This is a genomic window from Streptomyces sp. NPDC088766 (assembly GCF_044750845.1).
Lineage (GTDB): Bacteria > Actinomycetota > Actinomycetes > Streptomycetales > Streptomycetaceae > Streptomyces.
The window spans coordinates 100,964-122,469 of record NZ_JBIVKQ010000021.1; the positions used below are offsets into that span (position 1 = coordinate 100,964).

General features: G+C 71.5%; 19 protein-coding genes and 1 pseudogene. 2 read left to right on the plus strand and 18 right to left on the minus strand.

Annotated elements, in window-relative coordinates:
- Positions 1-317 precede the first annotated feature (317 nt).
- The 18 genes and pseudogenes from nusB to ACIP5W_RS26260 form a co-directional block, all read right to left on the minus strand.
- Positions 318-749 (minus strand): transcription antitermination factor NusB, encoded by a 432-nt coding sequence (nusB, locus tag ACIP5W_RS26175; RefSeq protein WP_401478253.1) that lies wholly within the window; start codon positions 747-749, stop codon positions 318-320.
- 2 nt (positions 750-751) lie between these two features.
- Positions 752-1,318, minus strand: coding sequence for an elongation factor P (efp, locus tag ACIP5W_RS26180; RefSeq protein ID WP_020117452.1), 567 nt, complete (start codon positions 1,316-1,318; stop codon positions 752-754).
- 58 nt (positions 1,319-1,376) lie between these two features.
- Positions 1,377-2,483, minus strand: coding sequence for an aminopeptidase P family protein (locus tag ACIP5W_RS26185; RefSeq protein ID WP_401478256.1), 1,107 nt, complete (start codon positions 2,481-2,483; stop codon positions 1,377-1,379).
- 145 nt (positions 2,484-2,628) lie between these two features.
- Positions 2,629-3,531 (minus strand): Pro-rich N-terminal domain-containing protein, encoded by a 903-nt coding sequence (locus ACIP5W_RS26190; RefSeq protein WP_401478259.1) that lies wholly within the window; start codon positions 3,529-3,531, stop codon positions 2,629-2,631.
- A gap of 166 nt (positions 3,532-3,697) precedes the next feature.
- Positions 3,698-4,789: a 3-dehydroquinate synthase gene (aroB, locus tag ACIP5W_RS26195; protein WP_401478379.1), complete on the minus strand. Its 1,092-nt coding sequence runs from the start codon at positions 4,787-4,789 to the stop codon at positions 3,698-3,700.
- A 66-nt stretch (positions 4,790-4,855) separates the two neighbouring features.
- A pseudogene (locus ACIP5W_RS26200) lies at positions 4,856-5,341 on the minus strand (shikimate kinase); the annotation flags it as partial.
- Positions 5,338-6,522: a chorismate synthase gene (gene aroC, locus ACIP5W_RS26205; protein ID WP_401478262.1), complete on the minus strand. Its 1,185-nt coding sequence runs from the start codon at positions 6,520-6,522 to the stop codon at positions 5,338-5,340. The gene aroC and the pseudogene ACIP5W_RS26200, both read right to left, overlap by 4 nt.
- Before the next feature lie 203 nt (positions 6,523-6,725).
- The gene (locus ACIP5W_RS26210) at positions 6,726-7,580 is read right to left on the minus strand and encodes a shikimate dehydrogenase (RefSeq protein ID WP_401478265.1); all 855 of its coding nucleotides are present in this window, start codon (positions 7,578-7,580) and stop codon (positions 6,726-6,728) included.
- A gap of 4 nt (positions 7,581-7,584) precedes the next feature.
- Positions 7,585-9,306 carry an endolytic transglycosylase MltG gene (mltG, locus tag ACIP5W_RS26215; RefSeq protein WP_401478268.1) on the minus strand — a complete coding sequence of 574 codons (1,722 nt, stop codon included), beginning with the start codon at positions 9,304-9,306 and terminating at the stop codon, positions 7,585-7,587.
- A 122-nt stretch (positions 9,307-9,428) separates the two neighbouring features.
- On the minus strand, positions 9,429-9,893 hold the full coding sequence (ruvX, locus tag ACIP5W_RS26220) for a Holliday junction resolvase RuvX (RefSeq protein WP_401478382.1): 465 nt from the start codon (positions 9,891-9,893) through the stop codon (positions 9,429-9,431).
- Positions 9,894-9,901: 8 nt separating this feature from the next.
- Entirely contained in the window at positions 9,902-12,574 is a 2,673-nt protein-coding gene (gene alaS / locus ACIP5W_RS26225) for an alanine--tRNA ligase (protein WP_401478271.1), read from the minus strand.
- Positions 12,574-12,921: a hypothetical protein gene (locus ACIP5W_RS26230; protein WP_401478274.1), complete on the minus strand. Its 348-nt coding sequence runs from the start codon at positions 12,919-12,921 to the stop codon at positions 12,574-12,576. The genes alaS and ACIP5W_RS26230 overlap by 1 nt, the downstream gene beginning before the upstream one ends.
- Before the next feature lie 10 nt (positions 12,922-12,931).
- On the minus strand, positions 12,932-13,366 hold the full coding sequence (locus tag ACIP5W_RS26235; protein WP_366057828.1) for a DUF948 domain-containing protein: 435 nt from the start codon (positions 13,364-13,366) through the stop codon (positions 12,932-12,934).
- Positions 13,367-13,805: 439 nt separating this feature from the next.
- Complete coding sequence (gene rpsD / locus ACIP5W_RS26240; RefSeq protein WP_363091367.1) at positions 13,806-14,420, minus strand: 30S ribosomal protein S4; 615 nt, start codon at positions 14,418-14,420, stop codon at positions 13,806-13,808.
- Between the two features lie 301 nt (positions 14,421-14,721).
- Positions 14,722-16,077 (minus strand): replication-associated recombination protein A, encoded by a 1,356-nt coding sequence (locus ACIP5W_RS26245; RefSeq protein ID WP_401478278.1) that lies wholly within the window; start codon positions 16,075-16,077, stop codon positions 14,722-14,724.
- Positions 16,078-16,179: 102 nt separating this feature from the next.
- Complete coding sequence (locus tag ACIP5W_RS26250) at positions 16,180-16,839, minus strand: vitamin K epoxide reductase family protein (RefSeq protein WP_401478281.1); 660 nt, start codon at positions 16,837-16,839, stop codon at positions 16,180-16,182.
- 221 nt (positions 16,840-17,060) lie between these two features.
- Positions 17,061-18,323: a histidine--tRNA ligase gene (hisS, locus tag ACIP5W_RS26255; RefSeq protein WP_401478284.1), complete on the minus strand. Its 1,263-nt coding sequence runs from the start codon at positions 18,321-18,323 to the stop codon at positions 17,061-17,063.
- A 13-nt stretch (positions 18,324-18,336) separates the two neighbouring features.
- The gene (locus tag ACIP5W_RS26260) at positions 18,337-19,044 is read right to left on the minus strand and encodes an MBL fold metallo-hydrolase (RefSeq protein WP_401478287.1); all 708 of its coding nucleotides are present in this window, start codon (positions 19,042-19,044) and stop codon (positions 18,337-18,339) included.
- 179 nt (positions 19,045-19,223) lie between these two features.
- Here ACIP5W_RS26260 and ACIP5W_RS26265 point away from each other — a divergent pair, with 179 nt between their 5' ends.
- The gene (locus tag ACIP5W_RS26265) at positions 19,224-20,039 is read left to right on the plus strand and encodes a peptidylprolyl isomerase (protein ID WP_401478290.1); all 816 of its coding nucleotides are present in this window, start codon (positions 19,224-19,226) and stop codon (positions 20,037-20,039) included.
- A gap of 142 nt (positions 20,040-20,181) precedes the next feature.
- Complete coding sequence (locus tag ACIP5W_RS26270) at positions 20,182-21,411, plus strand: DUF349 domain-containing protein (RefSeq protein ID WP_401478293.1); 1,230 nt, start codon at positions 20,182-20,184, stop codon at positions 21,409-21,411.
- The last annotated feature ends 95 nt before the right edge of the window (positions 21,412-21,506 follow it).

Here is a 21,506-nt window from a genome sequence, read left to right on the forward strand (position 1 = left end):
GGGGGGGCGCCCGGCCCGGGCCCGCGCGCCCCGCCGCCCCCCCGGCGGGGGGGGCCGCCGCGGGGCCCCCCCCCCCCCCCCGCCGGCGGGGGGGCCCCCCCCCCGGGGCCCCCCCCCCCCCGGCGGCTTTGTCCCGGCCCGTGAAGGCCAGGAGCCCCGGAAGCCCCAGGAGCCCCGGAAGCCCGAGGGTACGGGGGACCGGGGGTCCCGGAAGCCTCCCGGGCCGAGGGGAACACCGACGGGCCGAGACGTGCCGGAACAGCCGGAGGGCCCGCGGACGCGCTGTCCACGGGCCCTCCGGCGTCGGCGGCAACCGCTCACGCCTCCCGGCGCAGCGACGGCTTGAGCTCCTTCAGCCGGCCGAGCAGGCCGTTCACGAACGAGGGCGACTCGTCCGTGGAGAACTCCTTCGCCAGCTGCACCATCTCGTCGAGGACGACGGCGTCCGGGGTCTCGTCGACCCAGATCAGCTCGTACGCGCCGAGCCGCAGGATGTTGCGGTCGACGACCGGCATCCGGTCGAGCGTCCAGCCGACCGAGTACTGGGAGATCAGCTCGTCGATGCGCCGCGCGTGCTCGGCGAAGCCCTCGACCAGCTGCATCGTGTACTCGCTCACCGGGGGCTGCCGGGTGTCGGTCCGGGAGAGCCGGATCCAGTCCGCGAGAACCGTCAGGACGTCGGCGCCGCGCTGGTCGCCCTCGAAGAGGATCTGGAAGGCGCGCTTGCGGGCCGTGTTGCGGGCAGCCACGGTTAGCTGTTCACCCGGCCGAGGTAGTCGCTCGTACGGGTGTCGACCTTGATCTTCTCACCGGTGGTGATGAAGAGCGGGACCTGGATCTGGTGACCGGTCTCCAGGGTGGCGGGCTTGGTGCCACCGGTGGAGCGGTCACCCTGCAGGCCCGGCTCGGTCTCCTGGACGACGAGCTCGACGGCGGCCGGCAGCTCGACGAAGAGCACCTCGCCCTCGTGCTGCGCGACGGTGGCCGTGAAGCCCTCGATCAGGAAGTTGGCGGCGTCGCCGACGGCCTTGCGGTCGACCATGAGCTGGTCGTAGGTCTCCATGTCCATGAAGACGAAGTACTCGCCGTCCATGTAGGAGAACTGCATGTCGCGCTTGTCGACAGTGGCCGTCTCGACCTTGACGCCGGCGTTGAAGGTCTTGTCGACCACCTTGCCGGACAGCACGTTCTTGAGCTTGGTGCGCACGAAGGCCGGGCCCTTGCCGGGCTTGACGTGCTGGAACTCGACGACGGACCAGAGCTGGCCGCCTTCGAGCTTGAGCACCAGGCCGTTCTTGAGGTCGTTCGTGGAAGCCACGGTTGCGGAATCTCCTGGACTGACGTGGACGACCCCGGGGGCACGCACCTGCCTGTAGCTATAGTGCGAGCAGCTCCTTGGTCGTGATGGTGAGTAGCTCGGGTCCGCCGTCCGCCTCGGGGCGTACGACGAGCGTGTCATCGATCCGGACACCGCCCCGGCCCGGGAGGTGGACCCCCGGTTCGACGGTGACCGGCACGCAAGCGTCCAGTTTACCCATGGCCGCGGGGGCCAACTGCGGGTCCTCCTCGATTTCGAGTCCCACACCGTGCCCGGTGAGTGCCGTGAGGCCCTCGGCGTACCCCGCGGAGTCCAGCACCTGCCGTGCGGCACGGTCCACGTCGCGGTACGCGGCACCGGGCACCAGGCTTTCGCGTCCGGCCCGCTGAGCGGCGAAGACAAGGTCGTACAGCTCGATCTGCCACTGCGCGGGAGAGGTGCCGATGACGAACGTGCGGCCGATCTCGCAGCGGTAGCCGCGGTACGTCGCCCCGAGGCAGACCGAAAGGAAATCGCCCTCCTCCACACGTCGGTCGGTGGGCCGGTGGCCCCGCCGTCCCGAGTTCGGGCCGGTGCCCACGGACGGGGTGAAGGCGGGGCCGTCGGCCCCGTGGTCGACGAGGCGGCGCTCCAGCTCCAGGGCGAGGTGGCGTTCGGTACGGCCGACGAGGATGGACTCCAGCAGTTCACCGAGGGCCTGGTCGGCGATCTCGGCGCCGATGCGCAGGCAGGAGATCTCCTCCTCGTCCTTGACGACCCTCAGCTGCTCCACGGCACCGCCGAGGTCGGCGAGGCGCAGCCGGGGCGCGACCGACCGCAGGGCGCGGTGCCGGGCCACCGTGAGGTGGTGTTCCTCGACCGCCAGGGAATCGGCGCCGCGGTCCGTGAGGATGCCCGCGGCGGCCACCGCGGGGTCGCCTCCGGAGCGGGACAGGACCTGGACCTCGAGGGCCTCGTCGGGCCTGCCCTCGTGGGGCCGGTCGTCGGGTGGGTCCGTGCACACGAGGAGTTCCTCGTGTGCACTCAGCAGCAGGACGGCGCCCTGGGGGGCCGCGCCCGCGAGGTATCTCACATTGGCGGGACGGGAGATCAGTGCGCTCGCGCTGCCGCCGGCACTGCACCGTTCCCTGAGCCGTTTGCGGCGAGCCGCGTACACCTCTGACATGTGTCGAGCGTAGGAGGCTTGTCCGGATTGTGCCGGTTGGGCTGCGCCGAGCGGGGTGGACGGGAAGACGGGGCCCTCGTGCCGCGGGCCGGGAAGGCGGGGCCCTCGTGCCGCGGCTACCGCATCGAGGTGGTCACCGGTGCGATCACCAGCTCGGCGGGCTGGCTATCGCCCGCGCCAGCACGTCGTCCAGGACCCGTGCCGTCGTCGGGACGTCCAGTTGGGAGTTGTCGATGATCGGGAGTCCGGAGCCGTACCAGCCGGCCATGCGCCCGTGGATGCGGGCGACCTCCTCGTCCGCGAGACGGCGGTTGCCGGAGCGCTCAGCGTTGCGTTCCAGGACGACTTCGAGGCCGGGGAGCAGGACGACCGGGAGCAGGCCGGGCCCCACGTGCCGCTTCCAGCCGCCGAGCCCGACGGCCGGGCGGTCGGGGAAGATCGCGTCGTCGAGGATGCACGAGATGCCGTTCGCCAGGAAGTTGCGCGCGGCGAAGCCGCAGGTGCGGCGAGCCAGGCGGTACTGCGCCTCGGAGTGGTCGTTCCAGCCCGACTGGGGGTCGGCGAAGCCGGAGCGGACCCATTCGCGGACGTCGTCGAGGCTGATGTGGGCGGTGGGCACCCGGCGGTGGTCGGCCCAGAACTTGGCGACGCTGGTCTTCCCGGCGCCGGCCGGTCCGATGAGCAGTACCGCGAGCGTCGTGGCCGCCGGGTCGGGGGCCGCCGGGGCCGGCGGCGCGCTCGGCATGCCGACGGGACCGCCGGGAGGCAGCGGCACGTGCCCGGTGACGTCGCCGCCCGGCGGCGCGTGCCGGGGGGGCGGAGCGTGCTGCGGAGCCGGGGGGTGCGCGGCGGGCGGGGCCGGGGGCGCGGGCTGGAGCGGGCCCGGCGGCGGGGCGGTGAAGCCCGGGGGCGGCGGGGGCACGGGCCGTCCGGGGGTGCCGGCGGGCTGGTGCGGCCCCGGGTGTTGCGCGGCCGGCGACCAGCCGACGGCCGGTCCGTGCCCCGGCTGATGGGGCGGCGGCAGCGGAGAACCCACTGCGTGCTGCATCCGGTGCCACTCCGTCTCGTACAGGCGATTGACGCTGGCAGCGAGGGTGCGGGCCCTCGCCTCCCACCGAACGGTACCGCCCCCTGCCGTCCTTTGGTGAACGGCCGGGGGCGGTGTGAAGTGCCCGGTGCGCCAAGCGAATCGGACGGATGGGGACCCTGCGGACTTACTCGCCCACCTCGCCGTACGCGGCGAGCAGTACGGCCGGGTCGGGGCTCTCGAGGACGGTGGGCTTGGCCAGGCCGTCGAGGACGATGAAGCGCAGGAGGTCGCCGCGGGACTTCTTGTCGACCTTCATGTTCTCCAGCAGCTTGGGCCACTGGTCGTGACGGTAGTGCAGCGGCAGCCCCACCGACTCCAGCACGGTGCGGTGGCGGTCTGCCGTGGCGTCGTCCAGCCGGCCGGCCAGGCGGCCCAGCTCGGCGGCGAAGTGCAGGCCGACCGAGACGGCGGCGCCGTGCCGCCACTTGTAGCGCTCGTTCTTCTCGATGGCGTGGGCGAGCGTGTGGCCGTAGTTGAGGATCTCCCGCAGGCCCGACTCCTTGAGGTCGGAGGAGACGACGTCCGCCTTGACCCGGATGGAGCGCTCGATCAGCTCGGCGGTGTGCGGGCCGGCCGGGGTGCGGGCGGCCTCGGGGTCGGCCTCGATGAGGTCGAGGATGACCGGGTCGGCGATGAAACCGGCCTTGATGACCTCGGCGAGCCCGGAGACGTAGTCGTGGACCGGGAGGGAGTCCAGCGCGGCCAGGTCGCAGAGCACGCCGGCCGGCGGGTGGAAGGCGCCGACGAGGTTCTTGCCCTCGGCGGTGTTGATGCCGGTCTTGCCGCCGACGGCCGCGTCCACCATGGCGAGCACGGTGGTCGGGATGGCGATCCAGCGCACCCCGCGCAGCCAGGTGGCGGCCACGAACCCGGCGAGGTCGGTGGTCGCGCCGCCGCCGACGCCCACCACGACGTCGGTGCGGGTGAACCCGGACTGGCCGAGCGCCTTCCAGCAGTACGCCGCGACCTCGGCGGTCTTGGCCTCCTCCGCGTTGGGCACCTGGATGGCGACCGCCTCGAAGCCCTGTCCGGCCAGGTCGGCGCGGAGCGCCTCCCCGGTCTCGGCGAGCGCCTCGGGGTGGATCACCGCGACCCGCTTCGCACGGTCGCCGATCAGTCCGCCCAGCTCGCCGAGGAGCCGGTGGCCGACCAGCACCTCGTACGGCTCGGAGCCGGCGCTGCCGCCGACCCGGATTCTTGTCACCTGGCTCGTCATGTCGTCCTCCGGCCGGGGGTCCGGGGGTCGTCCCCCGGGGGATGTGGTCAACTCCAACGCGTCCAGGGCTGCCTGCGTGACCTCTTCGGGCGTGCGGCCGTCCGTCGGCACGACCGCGGTGGCGACTGCCTCGTAGAGGTGGCGGCGGGCCTCCATCAGCTCGCGCCACTGCTTGCGCGGGTTGACGGCGAGCAGCGGGCGGGCCGCGTTCAGGCCGGTCCGCCTGACGGCCTCCTCGACGTCCATCGACAGGTAGAGCACCCGCTGCCCGGCCAGCCGGCCGCGCGTCTCCTCGTCGAGGATCGAGCCGCCGCCGAGCGCCAGGACGCCGTCGTGCTCGGCGAGCGCGCGCAGCACGGCCGCCTTCTCGACGGCGCGGAAGGCGGGCTCGCCCTCCTCGACGAAGATGTCGGCGATGGCGCGGCCCTGTCCGGCGACGATGTCGTCGTCGGTGTCCCGGTAGGCGACCTGGAGCCGCTCGGCCAGCTGCCGGCCGACGGTGGACTTGCCGACGCCCATCGGCCCGACCAGGACGACCAGCGGTCCGCTCATCGGACGGGGAGGTGGTCGAGGTACGACCGCACGTTGCGGCGGGTCTCGGCGACGCTGTCGCCGCCGAACTTCTCCGCGACGGCGTCCGCGAGGACGAGCGCGACCATGGCCTCGGCGACGATGCCGGCCGCCGGCACGGCGCAGACGTCGGAGCGCTGGTGGTGGGCCTGCGTCGCCTCGCCGGTGGCCACGTCCACGGTCCGCAGTGCGCGCGGCACGGTGGCGATCGGCTTCATGGCCGCGCGGACGCGCAGCAGTTCGCCGGTGGACAGACCGCCCTCGGTGCCGCCGGCGCGGCCGGAGGCCCGCCGGAGGCCCTCGGGGGTGCCGACGATCTCGTCGTGCGCCTGTGAGCCGGGCACGCGCGCGAGGTCGAAGCCGTCGCCGACCTCGACGCCCTTGATCGCCTGGATGCCCATGAGGGCACCGGCCAGCCGGGCGTCCAGCTTGCGGTCCCAGTGCACGTGCGAACCCAGGCCCACCGGCACGTCGTAGGCCAGCACCTCGACGACCCCGCCGAGGGTGTCGCCGTCCTTGTGGGCCTGGTCGATCTCGGCGACCATCGCCTTCGACGCGTCCGCGTCCAGGCAGCGCACCGGGTCGGCGTCCAGCTTCTCGACGTCGGCGGGGGTCGGGTACACGCCGTAGGGCGCCCTGGCGGCGGCGATCTCCACGACGTGGGACACGATCTCGATGCCGGCCGTCTCCTTCAGGTACGACCGGGCGACGGCGCCCAGGGCGACGCGGGCGGCCGTCTCGCGCGCGGAGGCGCGCTCCAGGATCGGCCTGGCCTCGTCGAAGCCGTACTTCTGCATGCCGGCCAGGTCGGCGTGGCCGGGGCGGGGGCGGGTCAGCGGGGCGTTGCGGGCGAGCCCGGCGAGCACCTCGGGGTCGACCGGGTCGGCCGCCATGACCTGGTCCCACTTCGGCCACTCGGTGTTGCCCACCATGACCGCGACCGGGGAACCGAGGGTGAGGCCGTGGCGGACACCGCCGAGGAAGGTCACCTCGTCCCGCTCGAACTTCATCCGCGCACCGCGCCCATAGCCGAGCCGGCGCCTCGCCAGATGGTCCGCCACCATGTCCGTGGTGATCGGCACGCCGGCGGGAAGGCCCTCCAGCGTCGCCACGAGTGCGGGACCGTGGGACTCCCCCGCGGTCAGCCAGCGCAACCTGCTCAACGGTGCTCCTCAGTCTCGCGCCTGGTACTGCCCTGCGTACGCGCGTCCTCGCGTACGGCAACGGCGCGACCGGGTGCGCGACCCTGGTCCGCCACCCCCGATCCTCCCACGTCCGCCACCCGGAACCGGCCGCCGGTCCATCTGGCGGACGTCGGCTGCCGGCGGACGGGCTCCCGCGAGCCGGACCGGATGCGGAGATCCCGCTACGGGCGGGAGGCGAGCGCGTGCTCTCCGGCCTTCCGCATCGCGTCCACGGGGGCCGGGGAGCGTCCGGTCATCCGCTCCACCTGGAGCGCGGCCTGGTGCACCAGCAGATCGAGGCCGCTGACGACGGCGCCACCGGACATCGACCAGCGGGCGGCCAGTTCGGTCGGCCAGGGGTGGTAGAGCACGTCGAAGAGGGTGGCGGGCCGCTCCGGTACGGCGGTGGCGAGCGCGTCGGTGGCGCCCGCGGGCGTGGTGGCGATCACCAGGGGGGCGCGCAGCGCTTCGGCCGCGTCGGCCCAGTCGGCCGTGCGGACGTCGACGTCGAGGCGCTCGCCCCACCGCCGCATCTCGGCGGCACGGTCCGCGCTGCGTACGTAGACCACGACCTCGCCGGCGCAGACCCTGGACATCGCGGCCAGCGCGGAGGAGGCAGTGGCGCCGGCGCCGAGGATCGCGGCCGAGGCGACCTGCTCGACGCCGTGCTCGCGCAGGGCGGCGACCATGCCGGGGATGTCGGTGTTGTCGCCGACGCGGCGGCCGTCCTCGGTGAACACCAGGGTGTTGACCGCCTCGACGGCGGCCGCCGTCTCGCTGACCTCGTCCAGCAGGGGGACGACCGCGCGCTTGAGCGGCATGGTCAGCGACAGTCCCGCCCACTCGGCCCCGAGCCCCTCGACGAAGGAGGGCAGGGCCGCCTCGTCCACGTCGAAGAGGTCGTAGGTCCACTGCGGCAGGTCCATCGCCCGGTACGCGGCGCGGTGCAGCACCGGGGAGAGGGAGTGGGCGACGGGGCTGCCGAGTACGGCGGCGCGGTGCCGGTGGACGTGTTCGGGGCGGGTGGTGTCGGTCATGTCCTCAGTTACCGGCGCTCTCGTTGAACTTGTCCTTGAGCCGTTCGAATTCCGCGTAGGTCTTGGCGAATTCGGTCTTGTCCTGGCCGTCGGTCGCCACGAAGTAGATCCAGCCGTCGCTCGTCGGAGTCAGCGCCGCCGTCAGGGCCTCGGCCCCGGGGTTCCCGATCGGTCCCGGCGGAAGGCCCTTCCGGGTGTACGTGTTGTACGGGTCCTGGTTGCTGTTGATCTCGGACTCGCTGATGTGGATGTTGCTCTCGTTCTTCAGGTAGTTGAAGGTCGAGTCGAACTGGAGCAGCTGGTTGGTCTCGGTGTTCGTCGGCTTGAGACGGTTGTAGACCACCTCCGCCATCCTGCGGAAGTCGTCGTGCGTCTTGCCCTCCGCCTGGACCAGGCTGGCGACCGTGATGACCTGGAGCGGGTTCTCCAGTTTCAGCGCCTTGGCCTTGGCCTCGAGGTCGTACTTGCCGTAGGCCTCGTCGGCCCGGGCGACCATCTGCTTGAGGACCGTCGCGGGCTTCATGCCCTTGGCCGCGGGGTAGGTGCCGGGGTAGAGGAAGCCCTCCAGCGGGTCCTTGACGTCGCCGTCGGCGTTCGCCCAGTCGGGCAGGCCGAGGTTCTTGAAGTCCTTCTCCGCGACGTCCCTGGTGGTGCCGGCGGCGAGGCCGAGCTTGGTGTCGATCGCCTTGTAGACGGCGATGTTGCGCTGGCCGGGCGGGACCATCACGTTGGCCTGGCTCTTGGGGTCGAGCATCATCTCCACGGCGCTCTTGGCGGACATCTCCTTCCTGAGGATGTACGCGCCCGCCTGGATCTGGTCCCCGTCGTTGGTGGTGAAGGCGGACACGAAGGCGTCGACGCTCTTCACCACACCGGCCTCCTTCAGCTTGCGGCCGATGTCGACGCCGCGGGCGCCTTTGGGGACCTCGATGCTGACGGTCTGGCTGGTGCCGTCGCCCGCGAAGTCCGGCGCCGCGCTGTGACGATTCTGGTAGAACTTGTAGCCGAAGTAGGTGACGCCGCCGAGGCCGCCGCCGAACACCAGCAGGACGACCAGGCAGGCACAGCCGTTGCGGCTCTTCTTGCTCTTGGCGCCCTTGGCCCCTTTGCCGCCGCGGCCGCGCCGGTCGCCGCGCGTCTCCGGCTCGTCGTCGTCCTCGTCTTCCGCCCCGCCGCCCGCGAAGAAGGCGTGCTCGCCCTGGTCGGGACCGGGGTCCCAGTCGGGCCGCGGCTGCTCCGCCTCGGGTTCCGGTTCCGGCTCGGCGCGCCTGCGGGCCGGCGGCTCCGGGGGCGGATAGGCGTCCGGCGTCGCGTAGAGGTCGGGCTGTTCGGCGCCGTAGGCCACGGCCTGCTGGCCGTAGGGGTCACCGGGGTCGGCGGCGTACGGGACCTGTGCGTGGCTGCCGGTGCCGTCCCAGCCGCCCTCCTGGTAGGCCTGCTGGTCGCGGTGGGCGTACTGCTGGCCCGGAGCGGCGTACTGCTGCTGCTCGTAGGGCTGCTGGTACTGCTGCTGGTCGTACTGTTGCCGGCCGTACTGCTGTGGCTGGCCGTTGCTCCAGTCCGCGTACTCCTGCTGCGGCTGCTGCGGGTACTGGTGCTGCGGCCGGTCGCCGTAGGCAGGCTGATGGCCGGTGTGACCCTGCTGCCCTTCCCATCCGCCGTCCCCGTACAACGGGTCCTCCGGATGCCACGGTTCGGAGCCCGGGCCCCGGCCATACTCAGTCATCGATCCCCTAGAGCCGCGAGGCGGCGGTCGCGCGGCTTGTGGGCCCGGCTACCGTCCCGCCTCTTTCTGTGCGGTCGCTGTTCGAACACCACCGCATCGCGCGGAACGTTACCGTATCGCGATCAGATGACCACTTCGACGCCCTCGCCGGGTGCCGAGCCTGACACCCGTTCGGATTCCAGGGCCTGCTGGAGGATGATCACAGCGGCAGCCTGGTCGATGACGGAACGTCCCTTCCTGGACTTCACGCCCGAGGCGCGCAGTCCCTGACTGGCCGTCACCGTCGTCATCCGCTCGTCGACCAGCCGGACCTGGACCGGTGCGATGCCCTTGGCCAGCTCCTGGGCGAAGGCGCGCACCTTGACCGCGGCCGGGCCCTCGCCCCCCTTGAGGGAGCGAGGGAGGCCGACGACGACCTCGATCGGCTCGTACTCCTCGACGAGTTGCCGCAGCCGGCGGTGGGCCGCCGGGACGTCACGGCCGGGGACCGTCTCCACCGGGGTGGCGAGGATCCCGTCGAGGTCGCACGAGGCGACCCCGATCCGGGCGTCCCCGACGTCGACGGCGAGACGACGGCCCTTGCGCATGGGACGGCTCACTTGGCCGATTCCGCCACGAGCCGCTCGACGGCGTCGACGGCCTCGCCGACGGCGGCCGGGTTCTGGCCACCGCCCTGGGCTACGTCCGGCTTGCCGCCACCGCCGCCGCCGAGGGTCTTGGCCGCCGTACGGACCAGGTCGCCGGCCTTGAGGCCGCGCTCGCGGGCGGCCTCGTTGGTGGCGATGACCGTGAGCGGCTTGCCGTTGTTGACCGTGAACAGCGCGACGACGGCGGCCCGTCCGCCCTGGATGCGGCCGCGCACGTCGAGGACCAGCTTGCGCAGGTCGTCGGGGGTCGTACCGTCCGGCACCTGCCCGGTGACGACGGCGACGCCACGGACGTCCTTGGCGGACCCGGCGAGACCGGCGGCGGCCTGGAGGACCTTCTCCGCGCGGAACTTCTCGATCTCCTTCTCGGCGTCCTTCAGCTTGCCGAGCATGGCGGAGACCTTCTCCGGGAGCTCCTCCGGGCGGCCCTTGATCAGCTCCTGGAGCTGGGCGACGACGGTGTGCTCGCGGGCCAGGAAGTTGTAGGCGTCGACCCCGACGAGGGCCTCGATACGGCGCACGCCCGAGCCGATCGACGACTCGCCGAGCAGCTTCACCAGGCCGAGCTGGGCGGTGTTGTGCACATGGGTTCCGCCGCACAGTTCCTTGGAGAAGTCGCCGATGGTCACGACACGGACCCGCTCGCCGTACTTCTCGCCGAACTCGGCGATGGCGCCCTGCTTCTTGGCCTCGTCGAGGCTCAGGATCTCGGCGTGCACGTCCAGGTCACGGGCGAGCACCTCGTTGATCTTCTGCTCGACGTCGGTCATCACGGCCGTGGGGACGGCGGCGGGGGAGCCGAAGTCGAAGCGGAAGCGACCGGGCTGGTTCTCGGAACCGGCCTGGGCGGCCGTCGGGCCGAGGGCGTCGCGCAGGGCCTGGTGGGTGAGGTGCGTGGCCGAGTGGGCGCGGGCGATGGCCGTACGGCGGCGGCCGTCGATCGAGGCGTGGGCCTTGGCCCCGACGGTCACCTCGCCGAACTGGACGACGCCCTTGTGGACGTACACGCCCGGCACCGGCTTCTGGGTGTCGCGGATCTCGACGACGGCACCGGTGTCGATCTTGATGCGGCCGGTGTCGCCGATCTGGCCGCCGCCCTCGGCGTAGAACGGGGTGCGGTCCAGGACGATCTCGACCTCGTCGCCCTCGGTGGCGGCCGGGGAGGAGACGCCGTCGACGAGGATGCCGACGACCGTGGTCTCGCCCTCGGTGTCGGTGTAGCCGATGAAGTCGGTCTCGCCGGCCTTGTCGGCGATCTCGCGGTAGGCGCCGACACCGGCGTGGCCGGTCTTCTTGGCCTGGGCGTCGGCCTTGGCGCGCTCCCGCTGTTCCTTCATCAGGCGGCGGAAGCCGTCCTCGTCCACCGAGAGGCCCTGCTCGGCGGCCATCTCCAGGGTGAGGTCGATCGGGAAGCCCCAGGTGTCGTGGAGCAGGAAGGCCTTGTCGCCGGCGAGGACCCGGCCGCCGGCGGCCTTGGTCTCGGTGACGGCGGTGTCGAGGATGTTGGTGCCGGCCTTGAGTGTCTTGAGGAAGGCGTTCTCCTCGGCGAGGGCGACCTTCTCGATGCGCTCGCGGTCGGTGACCAGCTCGGGGTACTGCTGGCCCATCATGGCGATGACGGTGTCGATGAGGTCCTTGACGACCGGGCCGGTGGCGCCGAGCAGGCGCATGTTGCGGATGGCGCGGCGCATGATGCGGCGCAGGACGTAGCCGCGGCCCTCGTTGCCGGGGGTCACGCCGTCGCCGATGAGCATCACCGAGGTGCGCATGTGGTCGGTGACCACGCGCAGGGAGACGTCCGAGTCGTGGGCGTCGCCGTACTCGACGCCGGTCAGCTCGGTGGCCTTCTTGATGACGGCCATGGAGGTGTCGATCTCGTACATGTTCTGCACGCCCTGCAGAATCATGGCGAGGCGCTCCAGGCCGAGGCCCGTGTCGATGTTCTTGCTCGGCAGGTCGCCCAGGATCTCGAAGTTGTCCTTGCCGATGCCCTCGCCCCGCTCGTACTGCATGAAGACGAGGTTCCAGATCTCCACGTACCGCTCGTCGTTGACGGCGGGGCCGCCCTCGACGCCGAACTCGGGGCCGCGGTCGTAGTTGATCTCGGAGCAGGGGCCGCAGGGTCCGGGGACGCCCATGGACCAGTAGTTGTCCTTCATGCCGAGGCGCTGGATGCGCTCCTTCGGCACTCCGACGACCTCGTGCCAGATGCGCTCGGCCTCGTCGTCGTCCTTGTAGACGGTGATCCAGAGCTTCTCCGGCTCCAGGCCGTAACCACCCTTGTCCTGGGGCGTGGTGAGCAGCTCCCAGGCGTAGGAGATGGCGCCTTCCTTGAAGTAGTCGCCGAAGGAGAAGTTGCCGCACATCTGGAAGAACGTGCCGTGGCGGGTGGTCTTGCCGACCTCTTCGATGTCGGGCGTGCGCACGCACTTCTGCACGCTGGTGGCGCGCTGGAAGGGCGGCTTGACCTCACCCAGGAAGTAGGGCTTGAAGGGCACCATGCCGGCGGGGACCAGGAGCAGAGTCGGGTCGTCCGCGATGAGCGACGCCGAAGGGACGACGGTGTGCCCGCGCTCCTCGAAGAAGCTCAGCCAGCGGCGGCGGATCTCAGCCGACTCCATCAGTGGTCCTCATTCCGGTTGTACGGGTACGTCGTGTCATCGACGTGCTTCGGCTTGCTGGGGTGGTTCTCGATGGCGGTGTAGCGCCGGGGTGCGGGCAGTTCGGGGTCCGAGCGGAGCCCGAGCGCGTCCCCCAGTTCGGCCTCCCGCTGGGCCATGTTGTCGCGGACGTCGAGCACGAAACCCACCGCGCGGTCCTTGAGGCGCGCTCCCGTCTCGAGAGCCTTGTCGGCCGCGGTCGCGGCGAGGCTCTCGGGGGTCAGCTGCCTCAGCTTGCGGTTGACCTTGGTGGTGGCCCACACACCGGCGGCGACACCGGTGCTGAACCAGAACGTACGGCGGAACATCGCTTGGGTCTCAGTCCTTCTTCCGCTTGCCCCACCGCTGGGCCGGGACGGTCCGGCCCACGATCACGGTGCGTCGGGGCGCCTTGGCGGGCCCGTCTTCCTTCCGTCCGCCGAGGGCCCGGCGGACGCCGTAGCCGAAGGCGGCGACCTTCACCAGGGGACCGCCGAAGGTGGAGGCGACCGTGGTGGAGAGCGCGGAGGCGTTGGAGGTGACCTCCTGGACGTCCGAGGCGATCGCGTCGACCCGGTCGATCTGGGTCTGCGCCGAGCGGACCGCCGTGGAGGCGTCCGCCAGCAGCGGTACGGCCTGATCGGTCACGTCCGCGACCAGCTTGGTGGTGGCCCTGAGCGTCTGGGCCAGTCTCGCCAGCGCGACCGCGAGGAAGGAGACCAGGATCGCCCAGAACACGGCCACCAGGATGCCGGCCACCTCTCCACCGGACACTGCGCACCCGCTCCCTGAAACGTGCCTCTGTATCGGAAAAGTCGTGCACCGAGCCTATCGCGCCGCCGGGGCCGGTCCGAACCGGATTAGGGTCCGTCCGGCGGGTCAGGCCGGAGGAAACCGGCGGCGCCCTGGAGCAGGGGTGAGCGGGGGCCGGTGCGTCCGGCTGCAAGGCGGAGGAGGGCGTCGACGCGGTGGGGGCGCCTTCCGGCCGAAGGCAGGGGGACGTCGGCAGCCGACGACAACGCCGCTGGGGCCCCTCCGGGGGAGGCCGTGCCGGCCCCCGCGTCTCCGGCACGATCGGCCGGGCAGCCCCTGACCGACGGCGCGGGCCGCGTCACGGCCACGGTCCCGGACATGCGCGGACCCGCCGCCCCGCCCGCCCGGAAGGCGGGGGGACGGCGGGTCCGGACACGGAAGTCCTGCGGCCGCCGGAGGATCAGCGGGCGTAGTACTCGACGACCAGCTGCTCGTCGCAGATGACCGGGATCTCCTTGCGGTTCGGCTCGCGGTCCAGGCGGAACGCCAGGGCGCGGAGGTTCACCTGGAGGTAGCGCGGGGTCTCGCCGTCGGGGGCGAAGCCGCCCTCACGGGCGACCGCGAAGAGGGTCTTCTCGCGGCTGCGCTCGCGGACCATCACGACGTCGTCGGGACGGACGCGGAACGAGGGCTTGTCGACCTTCTGGCCGTTGACCTCGATGTGGCCGTGGACGACCATCTGGCGGGCCTGGTAGATCGTGCGGGCGATGCCCGAACGCAGGACCAGCGCGTCGAGACGACGCTCGAGCTCGATGATCAGGGCCTCACCGGTCTTGCCCTGGACCTTGGAGGCACGCTCGTAGGCGCGGACGAGCTGGCGCTCGGACACGTCGTACTGCGCGCGCAGACGCTGCTTCTCGAGCAGACGGACCTTGTAGTCCGAGTTCTGCTTGCGGCCGCGGCCGTGCTCACCCGGCGGGTAGGGGCGGGCCTCGAAGTACTTGACGGCCTTCGGGGTCAGCGCGATGCCGAGGGCACGCGACTTCTTGACCTTGGGGCGGGACTGGTTCGCCACTGTCACTCATTTCCTGGTTTCGGCTTGTCAGGGTTGAGGGAGGTCGCATCCGCAGCCGGGGAGACCCGCCGGGTCCACGGGGGACCTGCCGGGCAGCCGCTCCCCTGGTCTGGGCACATACGTGCAGCACGCGAGTGGCCCACCGCCCCTGACCGGAACCCCGGCTGGTGGTGGGCTGCCCGCGACACCGTTCGACGGTGCGCGACGCTCCTGGAGCCGGTCCGCGAAGGACCGGGACTCCGGCTGACTGTCCCGTTCTGACAGCGCGGGACGCAGCGCTCCAAGCGAGTTTACAGGGTGCTCAGTCCCGCTTGCGACCGAGGTGCTTCCTGGTCCACTCCACGGCGTCCGAGTACCGCGCCTCCGCACCGTGCCGGGTCGGCTCGTAGTACCGGCGGTCCTTGACGGCGTCCGGGGCGTACTGCTGGGGGGCGATCCCCTCGGGCAGGTCGTGCGGGTACACGTACCCCTGCGCGTGCCCCAGCTTGGCGGCTCCCTTGTAGTGCCCGTCCCGCAGATGCGCCGGCACGGGCCCGGCCAGCCCCTTGCGTACGTCGTCCAGGGCGGCGCCTATCGCGGTCGTCGCGGAGTTCGACTTGGGGGCGAGGGCCAGGGCGATGGTGGCGTGGCTGAGGGTGAGGGCGGCCTCGGGGAAGCCGATCATGGCGACGGCCTGGGCGGCGGCGACCGCGATCGGCAGGGCGCCGGGGTCGGCCAGGCCGATGTCCTCGCTGGCGGAGATCATCAGGCGGCGGGCGATGAAACGGGGGTCCTCACCCGCCTCGATCATGCGGGCCAGGTAGTGCAGGGCCGCGTCGACGTCGGAGCCGCGGATCGACTTGATCAGGGCGCTGGCGACGTCGTAGTGCTGGTCGCCGTCGCGGTCGTACTTCACGGCGGCCCGGTCGACCGTCTCCTCCAGGGTGGCGAGGGAGATCCGCGCCTCACCCTTGTCCAGGGCGGCCCCGGCGGCGGCCTCCAGGGCGGTGAGGGCGCGGCGGGCGTCGCCGCCGGCGATGCGCAGGAGGTGGTCCTCGGTGTCCTCGGGGAGGTCGACGGCGCCCTTCAGTCCGCGGTCGTCGGCCACCGCGCGCCGCAGCAGACCGCGCAGGTCGTCGTCGGTGAGCGGTTCGAGGGTGAGGAGGAGCGAGCGGGAGAGCAGGGGCGAGATGACCGAGAAGAACGGGTTCTCCGTGGTGGCCGCGATCAGGGTGACCCAGCGGTTCTCGACGGCGGGCAGGAGGGAGTCCTGCTGGGCCTTGCTGAAGCGGTGGATCTCGTCGAGGAAGAGGACCGTCTCCTTGCCGAAGCCTCCGGTGGCACGGCGGGCTCCGTCGATGACGGCACGGACCTCCTTGACGCCGGCGGTGATCGCGGAGAGTTCGACGAAGCGGGCGTCGGTGGCCTTGGAGACGACGTAGGCCAGGGTGGTCTTGCCGGTGCCCGGCGGGCCCCAGAGGATCACCGAGGACGGACCGGCCGGGCCCCTGGAGCTCTCACCTACCAGGCGGCGCAGGGGTGAGCCCGGCTTCAGCAGGTGCTGCTGGCCCACGACCTCGTCGAGGGTGCGCGGGCGCATCCGGACCGCGAGGGGGCTCCCGGCGGGGTCCTTCTCCTGGCGTTCTTCGGCTGCGGCGGTGAACAGATCGGGCTCCACGCTGAAACCCTAATTCACCGCACCGACAATGCCGTCGGCCGCCGGGAGGCCCTGGCCGGCCGGATCTGCCCGGTGCTGCCGGGGCCGGCCGGGTCAGCCGGGTCAGCTGGTCCAGAAGTCCCACCAGCGGGTCAGGATCAGCATGCCGATGATGCCGACGTGCAGCACGGGCAGGACCCAGGTGAACTCGCCGAAGAAGCTCTTGAGCCAGCCGGGGGCGGGCAGGAAGCCGTTGCGGACGTTGAACGAGGTCACGTACCAGAACATGAAGATCGTGGCGACCCAGGCCAGGGAGCACCACAGGCACAGGGCGTTGATCCGGTACAGGGACTGGAACATCAGCCAGGCGCAGAAGACGACCCCGAAGAGCGTGCCGGCGTTGAAGGTGAGCCAGTACCAGCGCGGGAAGCGGGCGCCCGCGAGCAGGCTGATGCCGACGCAGACGACGATGCCGTAGGCGACGAGACCGAGCATCGGGTTGGGGAAGCCGAAGACGGAGGCCTGGTCGCTCTCCATGACGCTGCCGCAGGAGACGACGGGGTTGAGGCTGCACCCGGGGGTGAAGGTCTTGCCCTCGACCTTGGCCTCGAGAAGCTTGAACTTGTCGACCGTGATGACCCACGCGGCGAGCAGTCCGGCCGCGCCGGTGATCACCAGCAGCAGGGCGAACGCCCGGCTGCCGCCCGCCGTCGCGGTCACGGCCGGTTCGGCGCGCCGCGGCCCGGGCTCGGTGGAGACGTCCTTGACTGTCGTCTTGCTCATCACGCCGATTCCGTCACTTGAGACTTGGACCTTCTTCGGGCACGGCCATTGTGCCGCACACGCGCGCGTGCGCACCGTTCACTCCCCATAAGGATGAAGGTGAGACCCGGCTCGGGTGTTCGGTTTCGGACACCCGGTACGGGCACCGCGCCCGGCCTGGCACCGGACACGACGAGGGCGCCGGACATCCGGGAAGATGTCCGGCGCCCCGCACGTGCCCGTCAGCCGAGCCGCGACTCCAGCTCCGCCACGATCTCGTTGACGCCGACCGCCGTCTGCTCGCCGGACTCCATGTCCTTGAGCTGGACGACTCCCTCGGCGAGGTCGCGTTCACCGGCGACGATCGTGTAGCGGGCGCCGCTGCGGTTGGCGCTCTTCATCGCACCCTTGAGGCCCTTGGCGCCGTAGGAGAAGTCGGCGGCGACGCCGAGCTTGCGCAGTTCGGTGACCTTGCCGAAGAGGACGCGGCGCGCCTCCTCCCCGAGCGGGACCGCGAACACGCTGGTGGACGCGGGGAGCCGGAGTTCCACGCCCTCCGCCTCCAGCGCCAGGACCGTGCGGTCGACGCCCAGTGCCCAGCCGACGGACGGCAGCGCGGGGCCGCCGATCATCTCGGACAGGCCGTCGTAGCGCCCGCCGCCACCCACCGCGGACTGCGAGCCCAGGCCGTCGTGGACGAACTCGAAGGTGGTGCGGGTGTAGTAGTCCAGGCCGCGGACCAGCTTCGGGTCGTCCTCGAAGACGACGCCGGCCGCCGTGACCAGCTCGCGGACCTCCTCGTGGTAGGCCTTGCAGGCGTCGCAGAGGTAGTCGCGCAGCAGCGGGGCCCCGGCCAGCTGCTGCTGGACGTCCCGGCGCTTGTCGTCGAGGACGCGCAGCGGGTTGATCTCGGCGCGGCGGAGCGTCTCCTCGTCGAGGTCCAGGCCGCGCAGGAAGGTCTGCAGCGCCTCCCGGTACACCGGACGGCACTCCTTGTCGCCCAGGCTGTTGAGCAGGATGCGGAAGTTCCTGAGCCCCAGGGAGCGGTACGCCTGGTCGGCCAGGATGATCAGCTCGGCGTCCAGCGCCGGGTCCTCGGCACCGATCGCCTCGGCGCCGACCTGGGAGAAGTGGCGGTAGCGGCCCTTCTGGGGGCGCTCGTAGCGGTAGTACGAGCCGGAGTACCAGAGCTTGACCGGGAGGTTGCCCGTCTTGTGGAGGTTGGCCTCGAGGGCGGCGCGCAGGACCGACGCCGTTCCCTCGGGGCGCAGCGCGAGCCGGTCGCCGCCCTTGGTCTCGAAGGCGTACATCTCCTTGGTCACGATGTCGGTGGACTCGCCGACGCCGCGCGCGAACAGCTCGACGTTCTCGAAGCCGGGCGTCTCGATGTAGCCGTAGCCGGAGTTGCGCAGCGGGGCGGCGATCGCCTCGCGGACGGCCAGGTACGTGGCGCTGTCCGGCGGGATGAGGTCGTACGTGCCCTTGGGGGCCTGGAAGGTACTCACGGGAGGTCTCTCGTCACATTCCTCGTCGGGGAGCCCCAAAGGGTCCCTGGCCGGCGGCCACCTGCCGCAGATACGGGTTGGTGGCGCGTTCCTGGCCGATGGTCGTGTGCTCATTGTGACCGGGCAGCACCACGGTGGAGTCGTCGAGCGGAAGGACCACGCGGGCCAACGACTCGAGCATGTCGTCCATGGAGCCACCGGGCAGGTCGGTGCGTCCGACGGAGCCGGCGAACAGCAGGTCGCCCGAGAAGAGGACGGACGGGACGTCCGCGCTCCCGGGCATCCGGAAGGTCACCGACCCCCTGGTATGGCCCGGCGCGTGCGCGACGGAGAACTCCAGACCCGCCAGCTCCAGCTTCGCCCCGTCCGTCAGCTCACGGACGTCGTCGGGCTCCCCCACGGTCAGCTCGCCCAGCAGCGGCAGGCCGACGGACCGGCCGAGCCCTTTCTCGGGGTCGCTCATCATGAACCGGTCCTCGGGGTGGATCCAGGCCGGGACGTCGTGCGCCCCGCAGACCGGGACGACCGAGGCCACGTGGTCGAGGTGGCCGTGGGTGAGGACGACGGCGACGGGCTTGAGCCGATGCTTCCTGATCGCTTCCTCGACTCCGGGGGCCGCCTGGTGGCCCGGGTCGATGATCACGCACTCCTCACCGGCGGCGGGGGCGACGAGGTAACAGTTCGTCGCCCAGGCCCCGGCGGGGAACCCGGCAATGAGCACGATCGTCCTTCGTTTGTGTCGATACGGGTGGCTTGAGAGCGGCTGTGCCTGCGGTCAGAGCCTACCGGCGCTGCCGATTCCTCAGCGAACCCATATACGGTACGGGGCACACGCAGGCGGTCGGCTCACTGGACGCACGCGTACCGGTGGACATACGAGACGCACGAGGAGAGAACCCGGTGGTCACCCAGGAACAGCGCAAGCGTCAGCTCGCCCGGGAGAAGTTCTTGCGGCAGCAGCAGCGCCGTACGGCCCTGCGTCGCAAGGCACGCGCTCGCAACGCGGTGATCGCGTCGGTCCTCGGCGTGGTTCTGGTGGGCAGTCTGGCGCTGTACACGACCGGCGTCCTCAAGGACGACGACAAGGCGAACGCGAGCTCCGAGGCGAGCCCGTCGGCCTCGCCCAGCGCCGTCGAGGACCCGTGCGAGAAGCCCGCCGCGGGCGCGGTCAAGACGCAGACGTGGAAGAAGGAGCCGGCGATCACGATCGACAAGTCGGCGAAGTACACGATGAAGCTGGCCACGACCTGCGGCGACATAGACGTCGCGCTGAAGACGTCGGCGGCCCCGCACACCGTGAACTCGTTCAACTTCCTCGCCGGCAAGGGCTACTTCGACCACACCAAGTGCCACCGGCTCACCACCAACGGCATCTTCGTGCTCCAGTGCGGCGACCCGACGGGCAGCGGCAGCGGCGGGCCCGGCTACACCATTCCGGACGAGAACCTGAAGGACACGAGCCTCAAGGCGAACGTCTACCCGGCCGGCACGGTGGCGATGGCCAACACCGGTCAGGCCAACAGCGGCGGCAGCCAGTTCTTCCTCGTCTACGAGGACAGCCAGCTCCCGCCCAGCTACACGCCGTTCGGCACGGTCTCCGAGGCCGGTATGGCCGTCCTCAAGAAGATCGCCGCCGCGGGCGAGAACACGGGCGCCGGTGACGGTGCCCCCAACGCGACCGTGGTGATCGACAAGGCGACGGTCACCAAGTCCTGATGACGGGGCGGTCGACCGCCCGATTTCGGTCGCGCTGGATGCGGACAGGCGGCCCGCCGGTCGCCTATGTTGGCGGTGACGAAACTGTGGACGATGCCCGGGGCGCCGAAGCCCCTCGGAGGCATCATGTGGAGGAGGCGCTGTGAGCAGCGACCCGTGGGGCCGCGTCGACGAGACGGGGACCGTGTACGTGCGTACGGCCGACGGCGAGCAGGTCGTCGGTTCCTGGCAGGCCGGCTCCCCCGAGGAGGCGCTGGCCTACTTCGAGCGCAAGTACGAGGGCCTGGTTGTCGAGATCGGCCTCCTCGAGAAGCGAGTGCGGACCACCGACCTGTCGGCGAAGGACGCCCAGGTCGCGATCGGCCACATTCGCGAGCAGGTGGACGCGCATCACGCGGTCGGCGACCTGGACGCGCTGCGCACCCGGCTGGACAAGCTGGTGGCGACGGTCGAGGCGCGCCGCGAGGAGCGCAAGCAGCAGCGGGCCAAGCAGTCCGACGAGGCCCGCAAGGCCAAGGAGGACCTCGTCGCGGAGGCCGAGCAGCTGGCGCAGTCCGAGCAGTGGCGGGCGGCAGGTGAGCGGCTGCGGGCGCTGGTGGACACCTGGAAGGGTCTGCCGCGGCTGGACCGCAAGTCGGACGACGAGCTGTGGCACCGGTTCTCGCACGCCCGGTCGGCGTTCTCCAAGCGTCGCAAGGCCCACTTCGCGCAGCTCGACGCCCAGCGCGAGGACGCCCGCCGGGTCAAGGAGCGGCTGGTCGCCGAGGCCGAGGCGCTGTCCGGCTCGACGGACTGGGGTCCGACGGCCGCGCGCTACCGCGACCTGATGACCGAGTGGAAGTCGGCCGGCCGCGCCCAGCGCGAGCACGAGGACGACCTGTGGAACCGCTTCCGCGGCGCCCAGGACGTCTTCTTCGCCGCCCGCAGCTCGGTCTTCGCGGAGCGCGACGCCGAGCAGACGGAGAACCTGAAGCTGAAGGAGGAGCTGGCCGAGGAGGCCGAGAAGATCCTCCCGGTGACGGATCTCAAGGCGGCGCGGGCCGCGTTCCGCTCGGTCAACGAGCGCTGGGAGGCCATCGGCCATGTGCCGCGCGACGCCCGGCCGAAGGTCGAGGGCCGGATGCACGCGGTGGAGCGGGCCATCCAGGAGGCCGAGGAGGCGGAGTGGCGCCGGACCAACCCGGAGGCACGCGCGCGCGCCGAGGGTCTGACCGGTCAGCTCCAGGCGGCCGTGGACAAGCTGCGTTCCCAGATCGAGCAGGCGCGCGCCCAGGGCAACAGCGCCCGGGCGGACAAGCTGGAGCGTGAGCTGGAGGGCCGTCAGGCGCTGCTGGACCAGGCGCTCAAGGGGCTCCAGGAGTTCGGCGGCTGACACCGCCTGCCGGAACCGGCCAGAGCGGCCCGGCTGTGGGAGACCACGGCCGGGCCGTTCGGCGTTCTCGGGTGTCGCACGGTGCCGGTGTGTCG

Bases quoted from the DNA above. Each gene is read 5' to 3' on its own strand.
- aroB (WP_401478379.1), bottom strand. From the start codon at position 4,789: ATGACGAGCCAGGTGACAAGAATCCGGGTCGGCGGCAGCGCCGGCTCC.
- ACIP5W_RS26185 (WP_401478256.1), bottom strand. From the start codon at position 2,483: ATGTCAGAGGTGTACGCGGCTCGCCGCAAACGGCTCAGGGAACGGTGC.
- alaS (WP_401478271.1), bottom strand. From the start codon at position 12,574: ATGGAGTCGGCTGAGATCCGCCGCCGCTGGCTGAGCTTCTTCGAGGAG.
- mltG (WP_401478268.1), bottom strand. From the start codon at position 9,306: ATGACTGAGTATGGCCGGGGCCCGGGCTCCGAACCGTGGCATCCGGAG.
- ACIP5W_RS26230 (WP_401478274.1), bottom strand. From the start codon at position 12,921: ATGTTCCGCCGTACGTTCTGGTTCAGCACCGGTGTCGCCGCCGGTGTG.
- ruvX (WP_401478382.1), bottom strand. From the start codon at position 9,893: ATGCGCAAGGGCCGTCGTCTCGCCGTCGACGTCGGGGACGCCCGGATC.
- ACIP5W_RS26210 (WP_401478265.1), bottom strand. From the start codon at position 7,580: ATGACCGACACCACCCGCCCCGAACACGTCCACCGGCACCGCGCCGCC.
- ACIP5W_RS26250 (WP_401478281.1), bottom strand. From the start codon at position 16,839: ATGAGCAAGACGACAGTCAAGGACGTCTCCACCGAGCCCGGGCCGCGG.
- ACIP5W_RS26190 (WP_401478259.1), bottom strand. From the start codon at position 3,531: ATGCAGCACGCAGTGGGTTCTCCGCTGCCGCCGCCCCATCAGCCGGGG.